At 65.1% G+C, this 12,876-nt stretch carries 13 protein-coding genes; 8 read left to right on the forward strand and 5 right to left on the reverse strand.

Annotation, left to right across the window (positions count from 1 at the left end):
- Window positions 1-36: 36 nt before the first annotated feature.
- The 3 genes from fabI to KCN53_RS13915 all read right to left on the reverse strand — a co-directional run bounded on the left by fabI (window position 37) and on the right by KCN53_RS13915 (window position 2,748).
- Complete coding sequence (gene fabI / locus KCN53_RS13905; protein ID WP_088713623.1) at window positions 37-840, reverse strand: enoyl-ACP reductase FabI; 804 nt, start codon at window positions 838-840, stop codon at window positions 37-39.
- The gene (locus tag KCN53_RS13910; RefSeq protein WP_088713622.1) at window positions 837-1,652 is read right to left on the reverse strand and encodes a YihY/virulence factor BrkB family protein; all 816 of its coding nucleotides are present in this window, start codon (window positions 1,650-1,652) and stop codon (window positions 837-839) included. The genes fabI and KCN53_RS13910 overlap by 4 nt, the downstream gene beginning before the upstream one ends.
- A gap of 91 nt (window positions 1,653-1,743) precedes the next feature.
- A complete protein-coding gene (locus tag KCN53_RS13915) occupies window positions 1,744-2,748 on the reverse strand; it encodes a DnaJ C-terminal domain-containing protein (RefSeq protein ID WP_088713621.1) in 1,005 nt (334 codons plus the stop codon).
- Between the two features lie 169 nt (window positions 2,749-2,917).
- Here KCN53_RS13915 and pdxH point away from each other — a divergent pair, with 169 nt between their 5' ends.
- Genes pdxH through KCN53_RS13935 form a run of 4 tightly spaced genes read left to right on the forward strand, consistent with a single transcriptional unit; the run spans window position 2,918 to window position 5,934 of the window.
- A complete protein-coding gene (gene pdxH, locus KCN53_RS13920) occupies window positions 2,918-3,508 on the forward strand; it encodes a pyridoxamine 5'-phosphate oxidase (RefSeq protein ID WP_088713620.1) in 591 nt (196 codons plus the stop codon).
- On the forward strand, window positions 3,505-4,437 hold the full coding sequence (locus tag KCN53_RS13925; RefSeq protein WP_088713619.1) for a cation diffusion facilitator family transporter: 933 nt from the start codon (window positions 3,505-3,507) through the stop codon (window positions 4,435-4,437). Before pdxH ends, KCN53_RS13925 begins: the two co-directional genes overlap by 4 nt.
- Entirely contained in the window at window positions 4,407-5,231 is an 825-nt protein-coding gene (locus tag KCN53_RS13930) for a PhzF family phenazine biosynthesis protein (protein WP_088713618.1), read from the forward strand. Before KCN53_RS13925 ends, KCN53_RS13930 begins: the two co-directional genes overlap by 31 nt.
- 13 nt (window positions 5,232-5,244) lie before the next feature.
- The gene (locus KCN53_RS13935) at window positions 5,245-5,934 is read left to right on the forward strand and encodes an endonuclease/exonuclease/phosphatase family protein (RefSeq protein WP_088713617.1); all 690 of its coding nucleotides are present in this window, start codon (window positions 5,245-5,247) and stop codon (window positions 5,932-5,934) included.
- A gap of 9 nt (window positions 5,935-5,943) precedes the next feature.
- Here the strand turns inward: KCN53_RS13935 and mnmA are convergent, their stop codons facing one another.
- Window positions 5,944-7,062 (reverse strand): tRNA 2-thiouridine(34) synthase MnmA, encoded by a 1,119-nt coding sequence (gene mnmA / locus KCN53_RS13940; protein ID WP_088713616.1) that lies wholly within the window; start codon window positions 7,060-7,062, stop codon window positions 5,944-5,946.
- 178 nt (window positions 7,063-7,240) lie between these two features.
- Here mnmA and sciP point away from each other — a divergent pair, with 178 nt between their 5' ends.
- Window positions 7,241-7,537 carry a CtrA inhibitor SciP gene (gene sciP, locus KCN53_RS13945; RefSeq protein WP_088713615.1) on the forward strand — a complete coding sequence of 99 codons (297 nt, stop codon included), beginning with the start codon at window positions 7,241-7,243 and terminating at the stop codon, window positions 7,535-7,537.
- A gap of 88 nt (window positions 7,538-7,625) precedes the next feature.
- On the forward strand, window positions 7,626-8,696 hold the full coding sequence (gene aroC, locus KCN53_RS13950; RefSeq protein ID WP_088713754.1) for a chorismate synthase: 1,071 nt from the start codon (window positions 7,626-7,628) through the stop codon (window positions 8,694-8,696).
- Here the strand turns inward: aroC and KCN53_RS13955 are convergent.
- The gene (locus KCN53_RS13955) at window positions 8,693-9,349 is read right to left on the reverse strand and encodes a hypothetical protein (RefSeq protein WP_088713614.1); all 657 of its coding nucleotides are present in this window, start codon (window positions 9,347-9,349) and stop codon (window positions 8,693-8,695) included. The genes aroC and KCN53_RS13955 overlap by 4 nt on opposite strands.
- 111 nt (window positions 9,350-9,460) lie before the next feature.
- Here KCN53_RS13955 and KCN53_RS13960 point away from each other — a divergent pair, with 111 nt between their 5' ends.
- A complete protein-coding gene (locus KCN53_RS13960) occupies window positions 9,461-12,172 on the forward strand; it encodes a valine--tRNA ligase (RefSeq protein WP_088713613.1) in 2,712 nt (903 codons plus the stop codon).
- Window positions 12,169-12,546 (forward strand): VOC family protein, encoded by a 378-nt coding sequence (locus KCN53_RS13965; protein ID WP_088713612.1) that lies wholly within the window; start codon window positions 12,169-12,171, stop codon window positions 12,544-12,546. The genes KCN53_RS13960 and KCN53_RS13965 overlap by 4 nt, the downstream gene beginning before the upstream one ends.
- Window positions 12,547-12,876 lie beyond the last annotated feature (330 nt).

The following is a 12,876-nucleotide window of genomic DNA, read 5'->3' on the forward strand; positions in this document are numbered from 1 at the left end:
GTGGAAGGTGTGCCGGTTACTTCACCAGTGATGCAATCAGTCGAGCGCGATGTCCGGCGCGTCCTCGCGCTTCATCCCGACGGTGTGATAGCCGGCATCGACATGATGAATTTCGCCGGTGACGCCCGATGACAGGTCGCTGAGCAGGTACAGGCCCGCACCGCCGACATCCTCGATCGTCACGTTCCGTTTCAGCGGCGAATTCAGCTCGTTCCATTTCAGGATGTAGCGGAAGTCGCCGATGCCCGACGCGGCGAGGGTTCGGATCGGCCCCGCGCTGATTCCGTTCACGCGCACATTCTGCGGGCCGAGATCGTTGGCGAGATATTTGACGCTGGTTTCCAGTGCAGCCTTGGCAATGCCCATCACATTGTAGTGCGGCACGACCTTTTCGGCGCCGTAATAGGAGAGCGTCAGCAGGCTGCCGCCGTTCGGCATCATCGGCATGGCGCGTTTGGCACAGGCGGTGAAGCTGTAGGCCGACACGTTCATCGTGTTGAGGAAGTTGTCGAGGCTGGTGTCGAGATAGAGACCGCGCAGTTCCGACTTGTCGGAAAAACCGATGGCATGAACCAGGAAGTCGATGGTTTCCCACCGCGCCGCGAGGTCGTCGAAGGCGCGGTCGAGCGCCTCCATCGAGCTTACGTCGCATTCGATCAGGAAATCGCTGCCGACTTGCTCGGCCAGCGGCGCCACGCGTTTCTTCAGGGCCTCGCCCTGATAGGAGAATGCGAGTTCTGCGCCCTGCTCATGGAGCTTCTTTGAAATGCCCCAGGCCAGTGAGCGGTCATTGGCGAGGCCCATGACCAGTCCGCGCTTGCCTGTCATCAATCCGGTCATCCGACCCCTCTTACGGCTTCTCGTTCATGTTCGGTCTTGCCGCCCGCATCTAGCTTGCGATCGCCCCCCAATGCCAGTGCGGCGTTCAGATACGCGCCGACAATGAATGCAATCCCGACGACGAAGAAGAAGATCAGCGTGACGATAACGCCCGCAAGCGGCCCGTAGAAGCGGTCGGTATTGGAAAAATTGGCGAGGAACCAAGGCAGGAGATTCGACGCCCCGATCCAGATCGCCGCTGTCGCCAGAGCGCCCGGCCACTTTGGATAGCGAGAGCGATATTCGCGCGGTGTCAGCGAAACGAAGAGCAGGTAGAGCGCCGCGAACAGGGCGACCATCGGCCCCAGGCGGAGACCCGTGAGAAGGCTGGTGTCCATTGCGGGGAGAACCTGCAGGATGAATTCCTGCACACCCGCCAGAATGAACTGCAGCGCGAAGGCGACGACCATCAGGACGACGCTGCCGATGATGATGCCAAAGCTAAGCAGCCGGCGCTGCCAGATCGGGCGAACGGCGGTGAAGCCGTAGGCCTTGTAGAGGATGAAGCGAATGGTCTCGACATAGCTCGCCGTCGTCCAGAGCGCGACGACGAGTGAGATCGTCAGCAGGCCGCCCGAGGATTCGCGCAGCAGCGCCCCGATCGGTTCGGCCAGATAGTCGGCAACGCGCGGCGGGACGGTCTCGAGAAAGCTGCGTATGAACCTCAGCGTGTCGAGCGAGCGTCCGAAGGCGCCGGCAATGGCACCCACGAGCACGAAGAAGGGAAACAAGGTAAGCATCGAGAGGAAGGCAAGGTTGCCCGCCTGTGTCATGCCGTCTTCGAGTGTTCCTCCCACGACCCGTCGGGCGATCCGCACCGGGCGGCTCGTCCAGAGGGTTCTCAACGGGATGTCAGGTAATCCTCTATCCGCCGAGACCGGCGCGGGGATCACGCGCCTCGTCCGCGGTCCAGTCTCGCACAAATGCTTCCAACTCGGGATCCTCCTTCGGAATCGCAATTTCGATCGTGACGAGCAAATCGCCGCGCGATCCATCCTTGCGACTGAATCCCTTACCCTTCAACCGCATAACGGTTCCGCCATTGGTGGCCTTGGGAATGGTCAGCATGACGCTGCCGGAGGTGGTTGGCACCTTGACCTTGGCGCCCAGAACGGCCTCCGAGAGACGGACGGGAAGGTCGATGCGGATATCGTCGCCGTCCTTCCGAAAATGCCGGTGAGGCTTGATGGAGAGCGTGATCAGCGCATCGCCGGTCCCGCCCGGACCGGCCTCGCCCTGGCCGGTGAGGCGAATGGTCTGGCCGTCTTCGAAGCCCTGAGGCAGCTTCACCTCGATCGTCTTGCCGCTGCGCAGCGTTACGCGCTGGGGTCTCAATTCGGCGGCATCGGTGAAGTCGACTGCCAGCCGGTATTTGACGTCGGTGCCCTTTTGCGGGCGCGCCTGCGTCTGCTGAAAGCCCGACGGTCCGCCTCCCGGCCCGGAGCCGGGCCGCGTGCGCGCCCGGCCGCCGCCGAAAAGTTCGTTCAGCAGGTCTTCGGGATCGAAGCCGCCGTCGCCGCCAAAGGGGCGGCTGCCGCCATAATTGCCGCCGCCGAAGTCGCGACTGGAAAAGCCGCCACCGCCGCCCCCGCGAAATGGATTACCCGCTTTTCCGGACCCGCCGCCAAAGCCGAAAGGCGACTTGGGGTCGCCCTTTTCGTCGATCTCTCCGCGGTCATACTGGGCGCGTTTATCCTTGTCGGCGAGGATATCGTAGGCCTGTGTGACTTCCGAGAAGCGGTCGGCCGCCTTCGGATTGTCCTTGTTGCGGTCGGGATGCAGTTCCTTCGCCAGCGTGCGGTAGGCGCGTTTGATCGCCGCCTCGTCGGCGCCGCGCTTCAACCCAAGCCGCTCGTAAAGATCCGCCATTATCTCGTTTCCGTCACACAATTAGGTTGGGGAATCCACTGTTGCACTAGGGCAACACACCGGGGATGTAGGACTTGCCGGAGCCCGCTGCAAGCGGTCGCGTGGCTTCGGACCTGCCCAGCGAGAAGTCGGTTGAGGGACGCCTGCCGCGCGCATACATGCTGATGGCATGACCAGCGACAGCCTGCCGACCGATCCGTTTCGCCTGTTCGATGAGTGGATGAGGGAGGCGGAAGACGGTGAACCGCACGATCCCAACGCCATGGCGCTCGCGACGACAGGACCTTCCGGTCCCTCGGTCCGGATGGTGCTGCTGAAGGATGTCAGCGAGGGCGGCTTCGTTTTCTATACCAACGCCGAAAGCCGCAAGGGCGAGGAGCTGAAGGCGGGGAGCAAGGCGGCCCTGCTGTTCTACTGGAAATCTCTGCGCCGGCAGATCCGTATCGAAGGACCGGTAACGCGCGTTTCGGAGGCCGAGTCCGATGCCTATTTCGACAGCCGTCCGCGCGCCTCGCAGATCGGCGCCTGGGCGAGCCTGCAGTCCCGTCCGCTGACCGAGCGTCAAGAACTTGAGCGGCGCGTCGACCTGATCGAGCGGGAATATGAAGACGCCGCGGTGCCGCGCCCGCCGCACTGGTTCGGCTGGCGCGTGACGCCGCGTCACTTCGAGTTCTGGATCGACCGCCGCGACCGGCTGCACGAACGCTATACCTTCGACGCGGCCGAAGAAGGCTGGCGGCGCGGCATGCTCTACCCGTGAGCAAGGATGCCGCCTCGCTTGCCCGCCGGGCTGCGCTGGCGTCGGTTGCGGCCGCGATCCTTCTGGCAGGCGCGAAGATCTGGGCGGTGGCCGCGACCGGATCGATTTCCATGCTCGGCTCGCTGGCGGATACCGGGCTCGACCTGCTCGCCTCGCTCATTACTCTTTTCGCGGTGAGGGTCGCTGCCGAGCCCGCCGACCAGGAGCATCGCTTCGGTCATGGCAAGGCGGAGGCCGTCGCCGCGCTGATCCAGACCGTGCTGATTGTGATCAGCGGCCTTTACATCGCGCTTCAGGGCCTGCTTCGCCTGCTGGAAGGGGGCGGGGTAGCCGACCCGGAATATGGCGTCGTGGTGTCCGTGTTCGCGCTGATGGTGACGGCGGCGCTGGTTCTCTACCAGCGCAGTGTCATCGCGCGCACCGAATCGATTGCGATCCAGACCGACAGCCTGCACTATCAGAGCGACCTGCTCCTCAACCTCGCGGTCATCTCGGCGCTGCTGATCGAGGGGCTGTCGCGCTTTACCGGCGCCGATGCCGTCTTCGGGCTCGGGATCGCGGCATGGCTGCTGTGGAACGCGTACCGCGCCGGCCGGCGGGCGGTCGACATGCTGATGGACCGGGAGTGGCCCGAACTGAAGCGCCAGCAACTGCTCAACCTGGTGTCGCAGCTTCCGGATGTGGACGGCGTCCACGACCTGCGGACACGCCGCGCCGGACACCAGGATTTCGTCCAGTTCCACATCTGGGTCGATCCAGAACTCAGCGTCGCGTCCGCACATGACATCGCCGAACGGGCCGAAATCGCCGTTCGAGAGCGCTTTCCGGCAGCCGAGGTCTTGATCCATGTGGACCCGCGTGGCCATCTGGACGACTTACCCGTGAAGGAGGATCATTTTTGTCCCATCGAGCCCGGTTCAGGCACATAGACGCGTTCGCGAAGGTTCCGTTCGAAGGCAACAGCGCGGCGATCTACCGAGTGGAGGCATTCCCCGACGATGCGCTGATGCAGCGGATCGCGCGCGAACATAATCTCTCCGAAACCGCCTGGTACGTACCGGACGAGACCGGCGAAGCCGACTATGTCCTGCGCTGGTTCACGCCCGCCGTGGAAGTCGAGCTGTGCGGCCATGCCACCCTTGCTGCCGGCCATCACTGCCTGACCGACGAGCCCGAGCGAGACGCTGTACGCTTTCGCACCCTGAAGGGCGCGGGAGTCCTCGAAGTGCGGCGCGCCGACGATGGGCGTTACGTGATGAGCCTGCCGGCCTGGGTGTCGGTGAAGCAGATGAAAACCGACCTGGTCGCCGCGCTCGGCCGCATTCCGGAAGAAGTGCGGGTGACCACCGACGCGGCGGAGGACAGTTTCATGGCCGTCTTCGGCGATGAAGAGACGGTTCGCGCTCTCGCACCCGATTTCAAGGCCTTGGCGGCCATCGGCAATGTCCTCGTCATCGCGACGGCACCGGCGGCCGGTGGCAGCGAAGTGGACGTCGTCAGCCGCGTATTCGTGCCGGGGGCCGGGGTCGACGAGGATCCGGTCACCGGTTCCGCCCACGCCATGCTCACTCCCTACTGGGCCGAAAGACTGGGGCGCGACTCGTTCGAGGCCTTTCAGGCCAGCGAGCGCGGCGGGCGCCTGTCCTGCCGGCTCGAGGGCGACCGGGTGATCCTTGGCGGCAGCTGCGTCGACGTGATCGAGGGGGACCTTCTTCTCCCGTGACCGTTGTCACCTCGTGAAGGTTGCCAGCTACAATATTCACAAGGGCATCGGCCTCGACCGCCGCCGCGACCCCGACCGGATCCTGCACGTTCTGGACGAGGTCGGGGCGGACGTGGTCGCCCTGCAGGAGGCTGACCGGAGATTCTTCAGCCGCCGCGCAGTGATTACGCCCGAGCGGCTGGAAGCGTCGGGCTGGCGCCACGTTCCGTTCCATATGAAGCCCGAGTCGCTGGGATGGCACGGCAACGCCATTCTTGTGCGGGACGGGATCGGAGTTCGGCATGCGGAGCCGCTTTGGCTGGAAGGGCTCGAACCGCGCGGGGCGGTGCTGGCCGAACTCGATACGGCCCTTGGGCCGTTCCGGGTCGTGGGCATGCATCTCGACCTTTCCGGCCTCTACCGCGTGCGGCAGGTGCTGCGCCTTGTCGAGGTGATCGACGTGCGCAGCCCGCTACCGACCATCATCATGGGCGACACCAACGACTGGAACCGGGGCAGGCTCGCGGCGATGGACCGGGTGCCGAGCCATTTCCGCAGCGCGCCGTGCGGACCCAGTTTTCACACCCGCCGGCCCGTCCTTGCCCTCGATCGGATCCTCTACGACCGCGACCTCGAACTGGTGAATTGCGGCGTGCACCGAACCGCCCTGTCGCGGCGGGCAAGCGATCACTTGCCGATCTGGGCGGAGCTGAAGCTCGCCTGACGGGCGGCGTTAGGCTGCCGCGGCGAGGGCCGGCTGCGTGTCGGCGATCCATCCCCCGCCCATTACGCGGTCGCCATCATAAAGGACCGCTGCCTGCCCGGGCGAAACGCCATATTCAGGCGCGGCGAAGATAACCGACGTGCCGTCGAACCGGGCGGGGGCCGGCTTCGCCATCGAGCGGATCTTGGCCGTCAGCGGCCGCGCCGGATCGGGCCCGGCCGGGCCGAGCCAGTTCACGTCCGACAACCGGCAGGAGGCGACGCCGAGCGCCTCGCGCGGGCCGACAACCAAGGTCTTCGTGTCAGGGTCGAGCCGGACGACATAAAGCGGCTCCTTCTGGCCGCCGATATCGATGCCGCGGCGCTGTCCGACGGTATAGTGAACGAGGCCGCGGTGCTGCCCGAGGACATTGCCGTTCAGGTCGACGATATTCCCCGGCGCTTCCGTCTCGGGCCGCAATTTCTTCACAAGTCCGGCATAGTCGCCGCTCGGCACGAAACAGATGTCCTGGCTGTCGGGCTTCGTCGCGACGCCGAGGTTGAAGCGCGCGGCATGATCGCGCACGGCCGCCTTGTCCATGGCGCCCAGTGGAAAGCGCAGGAAGTCGAGCTGCTCGCGCGTGGTTGCGAACAGGAAATAGCTCTGGTCCCGCGCCGGGTCGGTACCGCGCAACAGCCGCGGCCCATCCTCGCTGTGGACGCGCCGCACATAATGCCCCGTCGCCAGCGCGTCTGCGCCGAGGTCCTTCGCCACCGAGAGGAGATCGCGAAACTTCACCGTCTGGTTACAGCGCACGCAGGGAATGGGGGTTTCGCCGCGCGCATAGCTGTCCGCGAAGTCGTCGATCACGCTTTCCCGGAACGAGCTTTCATAATCGAGGACATAGTGCGGGATGCCGAGCCCATCGGCGACTCGGCGGGCATCGCGGATATCGCTTCCCGCGCAGCAGGTGCCGGGGGTCTGTACCGCGGCCCCATGGTCGTAGAGCTGGAGCGTGATGCCGACCGTCTCATAGCCGGCTTCGCTGACCAGGGCGGCGACGACGGAACTGTCCACTCCGCCGGACATGGCGACGACGACGCGCCGGGAGGCGGCGGGTCCGGGAAGATTCAGGTCGATCTGGGACATCGTCCGACAAATAGGCGCGCCCGCCCCGGATTCCAAAGGGTCGTTATTTATGTCGTGACGTCGCAGGGGGTTAGCCGACGCGAGTGGATTTTTTAGCGGCCGGGTTAGGGCTTCCTTAGGTGATGGGGCTCTACAAGCGCTGGACCGGGGAAGTCAGTACGGACCGAACGAGAAGAGTATGCTTGAGAACCAGAGTTTCAGACCAGAATCCGTGATCGGCCCGCTGGGCGAGCCGCTGACGATGGAAACGCTTCCGTCGCCGAACACCCGCCGGTGGGTGGTCCGGCGGAAGGCTGAAGTCGTGGCGGCCGTAAAGGGCGGACTGCTGACCACGGACGAGGCCTGCGAACGTTACAGCCTCAGCCTTGAGGAGTTTACCAGCTGGCAGCGGGCGGTCGAGCGCGCCGGGCTGGCGGGGCTCCGCGTGACGCGCACGCAGCATTATCGGGCCCTCTTCGAACGCGGCAATGACTGAACGGCAGGTCCTTTAGGGAACGCAGCAAAGCCTCCGCCCGCAACGGCAGGCATTGCGCCGCCCGCGCGGGCGCGCCATCAGGGCGGTCATGTCCTGGAACAGTTTCGGCCGCATGTTTCGCTTCACGACCTGGGGGGAGTCGCACGGCCCCGCCCTGGGCGTGGTCGTCGACGGGTGTCCGCCCGGAATCGCGTTGGAGGAGGGCGACATCCAGCCCTTCCTCGATGCGCGCAGGCCGGGCCAGAACCGCTTCACCACGCAGCGCCGAGAGCCCGATCAGGTGCGCATCCTGTCGGGCGTTTTCGAGGGGCGAACGACGGGGACCTCCATCAGCCTGATGATCGAGAATGTCGACCAGCGCTCGAAGGACTATTCAGAGATCGCCGCCAAATACCGGCCGGGCCATGCTGATTATGCCTATGATGCGAAATACGGCTTTCGCGATTATCGCGGCGGGGGGCGCTCCTCTGCCCGCGAGACGGCGGCGCGTGTCGCGGCGGGAGCGATCGCGCGAAAAGTGATCCCCGGAGTCGGGCTGCTGGGTCATGTCGTCGAACTGGGCGGCGACCGGGCCGAGCGGTTTGCCGCCCAGCATCTGGAATCGAGCGAGTTGTGGTGCGCGGATCCGGAGGCGGAGGTGCGCTGGAAATCCCGGCTCGACGAGGTGCGCAAGGCCGGCTCCTCGGTCGGCGCGGTGGTCGAGGTTCTCGCCGACGGTGTCCCGGCAGGCTGGGGAAGTCCCATCTATGCCAAGCTCGACAGCGAGCTTGCCGCCGCCATGATGTCGATCAACGCTGCAAAGGGCGTCGAGATCGGCGATGGCTTTGCCGCGGCGCGCCTGACCGGCGAGGAAAATGCCGACCCGATGCGGCCCGGTCCGGCGCCCGGCGATCCACCCGTATTCACCGCCAACCATGCCGGCGGGACGGCGGGCGGCATTTCGACGGGGCAGCAGGTTGTGTGCCGCGTCGCCCTGAAACCGACGAGTTCGATCCTCAGCGAAGTCGAGAGCGTCACCCGCGACGGGGAAGCCACGACGGTCAGGACGAAGGGGCGTCACGACCCCTGTGTCGGTATTCGCGCGGTCCCGGTGGCCGAGGCCATGATGGCGCTGGTGCTGGCCGATGCGTTCCTGATGCACCGGGCGCAGTGCGGTTAGCGAACTGAAAACTCCAGAAGCGTGAACCGGGCCGGGCCGGTCGTGTAGACGCCGTGCCCGCGTGCCCCGGCCGAGCCGAATAGCAGGCCGAGCCGATCCGCTTCCCGCAGCGCCGAATCGAACGCATCCGGATGATCTTCCGCCGGCTTGCCAAGGACCGATATCCACCGCGGATCGTCCAGTGCGACGCGAACTTCGAACAGGCCGGCCTCGAGCTGCCGCACCGTCTCCGCCGGTGCGAACCAGCGATAGAACTCATAGTCGCCCTCTGCCGTCCAGTCGTCGCCGGATCGCTGCAGGTACAGCGAGACCGTCGCGGGCTTGCCCGGCCGTTCCTGCGGGGCGAAGCGGGTCCCGGGCGCCGCGTGGATGCGGTAACGAACCACTAGCTCGCGCGCATGGTTGAGAGGCTCGGCCTCGCGCGTGACATAATGGACATGGCCATCCTCCCGTGTCGGTCCGGGAAAGGTGAAGCGCCATCCCTCCTTCCACGCTTCGGGATGGAGCGGCATGCCGCGAGAGCTATTCTCACCGCGAACCACCGGACCGATCCGCCAGTCCACCGCCGGACCGGCGGTCGCAGCGGTTTCGACCAGGCACAGGGCGATGGGGAGTGCGATAAGTGCGGCAAGGGAAGGGCGTCCGGAACTCATGTGGCTCACCTAACGTCCCGCAGCTTGCTGTGCATTGAACGGGTGAAGTGCGGCCATTGGCCGAGCATTCGTCTTGCCGCCTTCGTGGACCGCTGGCATTGAGCCGCCCCTATGAGCGACCAGCAGATTCCGAAGACGTTCGATCCGGCCGACATCGAGGGCCGGTGGTATCCCCATTGGGAAGAGAAGGGCCTGTTCCGTCCGGAACGGCCGAACGCCGACCCGTGGACGCTGGTCAATCCGCCGCCCAACGTCACCGGCAGCCTGCATATCGGCCATGCGCTCGACAATACGTTGCAGGACGTTCTCGTCCGCTACGAGCGGCTACGCGGCAAGGATGCCAAATGGGTTGTCGGCGTCGACCATGCGGGCATCGCGACGCAGATGGTCGTGGAGCGGCAGCTGGGCCAGAAGGGGCAGAAGCGCACCGATTTCAGCCGTGAGGAGTTCGTCGCCAAGGTCTGGGAATGGAAAGAGGAATCGGGCGGCCAGATCACCGGCCAGCTCCGCCGCCTCGGCTGTTCGATGGACTGGTCGAACGAGCAGTTCACCATGGACCCGCACTTCGTGAAGGCGGTGACGAAGGTCTTCGTCGATCTTCACAAGGACGGGCTGATCTACCGCGACAAGCGCTTGGTGAACTGGGATCCGGGGCTGAAGACGGCCATTTCCGACCTTGAGGTCGAGCAGGCGGAAATAAAGGGCCACTTCTGGCATTTCCGCTATCCGCTCGCGGACGGGGCGACGCTGGCCGACGGGCGCGACTATATCGAGGTGGCGACCACACGCCCCGAGACCATGCTCGCCGACATGGCGGTCGCGGTGCATCCCGATGACGAGCGCTACAGCTCGGTCGTCGGGAAGATGGTCGAGCTGCCCATCACCGGGCGCCGTATTCCGGTGGTCGCCGACGAGCATGCCGATCCCGAACTCGGCTCCGGCGCGGTCAAGATCACGCCGGGCCACGACTTCAACGACTTCGAGGTCGGCAAGCGCGCCGGCATCGCCCCGGCGGACATGCTCAATATGCTCGATGCCGATGCCCATGTCGTGCAGACTGCGGACGGCCTGATCCCGGACGAATTTCTCGGCCTCGAACGCTTCTCGGCGCGCGAGGCTGTGGTGGCGAAGATGAAGGAACTGGGCTTCCTGATCCCTCACAGCGTGACAACGAAGGAGGGCGAGACAGAAGAGCTCGACGCCGAGCCGCGGAAGATCATGACGCCCTACGGCGACCGCTCCAACGCGGTCATCGAGCCCTGGCTGACCGACCAATGGTATGTCGATGCGGAAAAGCTGGCCGAGGCCCCGATCGCGGCGGTGAAGAACGGCGATATCGGCATCGTCCCGGAAACCTGGAAGAAGACCTTCTTCAACTGGATGGAGAACATCCAGCCCTGGTGTGTCTCGCGCCAGCTGTGGTGGGGACACCGGATTCCGGCCTGGTATGACGACAACGGCAATGCCTATGTCGCGATGACCGAACAGGAAGCATCCGAGCAGGCTGGCGGCGTTCCCCTGACCCGCGACGAGGACGTCCTCGACACCTGGTTCTCCTCCGCCCTCTGGCCCTTTGCGACGCAGGGCTGGCCCGACACCGATGTGAAGGGCGAGGGGCGCTACCCCAACGACGTGCTCGTGTCGGGCTTCGATATTCTGTTCTTCTGGGATGCCCGCATGATGATGATGGGCATGCACCTCCTTGGCGACGTGCCCTTCCGCGATCTCTATCTCCACGGCCTCGTCCGCGCGGCCGACGGCCAGAAGATGTCGAAGTCGAAGGGGAATACGGTCGACCCGCTGGGCCTGATCGACATGTACGGCGCCGACGCGCTGCGCTTCTTCATGACGGCGATGGAAAGCCAGGGCCGCGACATCAAGATGGACGAAGGGCGGATCGAGGGATACCGCAATTTCGCCACCAAGCTGTGGAACGCCGCCCGCTTCGCCCAGGGCTATGGCATCGGTGCCTCGGAGAGCGTCGCACCGCCCGCCGCGACGACGGCGGTCAACAAGTGGATCGTCGGCGAGACGATCCGGACGGCGCAGGCGCTCGACCTCGCCATGGCGGACTACCGCTTCGACGCCTACGCCGCGGCCATCTACCAGTTCACCTGGAACCGGTTCTGCGACTGGTATCTGGAGCTGATCAAGCCGGTCCTGCAGGAAGAGGGCCATACCGACGCGGCCGAAACCAAGGCTGTCGCGGGCTGGGTGCTCGATCAGATTCTCGTCATGCTGCACCCGGTCATGCCGTTCATCACCGAGGAACTGTGGCATAAGCTCGGCGCGCGGCCCTACGACCTGATTGTCTCAAAATGGGTCAGTTCCGACAGTCGCTCGCTCGATCCCGAGGCCGCAGCCGAAGTCGACTGGCTGATCGAACTGGTTACTGCGATCCGGTCGAGCCGCAGCGAACTCAACGTTCCGGCAGGTGCGCGGCTGCCTCTATATGTCCGCGACGCCTCCACCGAGACAACCGCACGCCTCGACCGCAACGAGGCCGCGCTCGAGCGGCTGGCCCGGGTCGACGGCATCTCCGCCTCTCCAGCGCCGGAAGGCGGGTCCGCCCAGATCGTCGTCGGCGAGGCGACCTTCGTTATCCCGCTGGAAGGCGTGATCGACCTCGACGCCGAGCGCGCTCGCCTCAAGAAGAATGCCGATGCGGCAGGCAAGGAAGTTCGTGCGCTCGAAGGGCGCCTCTCAAACGAAAACTTCCTCGCCAAGGCCCCCGAGGCTGCCGTCGAGGAAGCCAGGCAGAAGCTTGCGGACCGCAAGGCCGAGAAGCAGCGCCTCGACGCCGCGCTGGAACGGCTGGGGTGAGCGCGGGCGTAAAGCTCGACCACGCCGTCGTCCTCGTGCGGTCGCTGGCGGAAAGCCTGCCCTGGTACGAAGTCCTCCTTGGCGGTTGCGGCTTCGAGAAAATGCGGGACCATGTCTTCGCGGGACCGGGCGGGTTCGCCATCGACATCAAGCAGGCGAAGGCGACGGCTCCCGATTATGACCGGTACGCCCCCGGGTTGAATCATCTGGGCCTCGCCGCTGACCGCGAGACCCATGAAGCGGTGCGTTCGGCCATGCGCGCTGCCCGCTTCGACGTGCCGGAACCGCAGCATTTCGACGGCGAGGTCGCGACATTCTTCAAGGATCCGGACGGACTGCGGATCGAAATCATCACCTACGATGCGGAAGCCTGACCGCGCTGGCCGCTCGGCGCGAATGACGCCGACCGTGGAGCCCTACACCGAGATATAGATCATGAAGCCCAGCAAGAGGATGGTCGCCAGGCCCAGCATCATGAGCAGGCGCCGGTCGTTCTTCGGCTTTATCGGACGTTTCGGAATGGTAACCCTCCCTTAGGACCCGGCCATGTATTGCCTGAAACGACCGGGCCCGGCCATGCGTTCTTTGTGTCGGAATAATTTACAACAGCCCCGGGCAAGTACCAGTTTCCGCTCGGGAATTGAATTGGCACGCATCGTGCTTACATTTTAACAAAGAGGGAGCATCTCGCTCCCGCCGATGCA

The organism is Pacificimonas aurantium (assembly GCF_020092905.1).
GTDB classification, from domain to species: Bacteria; Pseudomonadota; Alphaproteobacteria; order Sphingomonadales; family Sphingomonadaceae; genus Pacificimonas; species Pacificimonas aurantium.

What these genes read in the sequence shown, in the direction of transcription:
- fabI (WP_088713623.1), bottom strand. Translation starts at nt 840, where the DNA reads ATGACCGGATTGATGACAGGCAAGCGCGGACTGGTCATGGGCCTCGCC.
- KCN53_RS13910 (WP_088713622.1), bottom strand. Translation starts at nt 1,652, where the DNA reads ATGACACAGGCGGGCAACCTTGCCTTCCTCTCGATGCTTACCTTGTTT.
- KCN53_RS13915 (WP_088713621.1), bottom strand. Translation starts at nt 2,748, where the DNA reads ATGGCGGATCTTTACGAGCGGCTTGGGTTGAAGCGCGGCGCCGACGAG.
- pdxH (WP_088713620.1), top strand. Translation starts at nt 2,918, where the DNA reads ATGACCAGCGACAGCCTGCCGACCGATCCGTTTCGCCTGTTCGATGAG.
- mnmA (WP_088713616.1), bottom strand. Translation starts at nt 7,062, where the DNA reads ATGTCCCAGATCGACCTGAATCTTCCCGGACCCGCCGCCTCCCGGCGC.
- sciP (WP_088713615.1), top strand. Translation starts at nt 7,241, where the DNA reads ATGCTTGAGAACCAGAGTTTCAGACCAGAATCCGTGATCGGCCCGCTG.
- aroC (WP_088713754.1), top strand. Translation starts at nt 7,626, where the DNA reads ATGTCCTGGAACAGTTTCGGCCGCATGTTTCGCTTCACGACCTGGGGG.
- KCN53_RS13955 (WP_088713614.1), bottom strand. Translation starts at nt 9,349, where the DNA reads ATGAGTTCCGGACGCCCTTCCCTTGCCGCACTTATCGCACTCCCCATC.
- KCN53_RS13960 (WP_088713613.1), top strand. Translation starts at nt 9,461, where the DNA reads ATGAGCGACCAGCAGATTCCGAAGACGTTCGATCCGGCCGACATCGAG.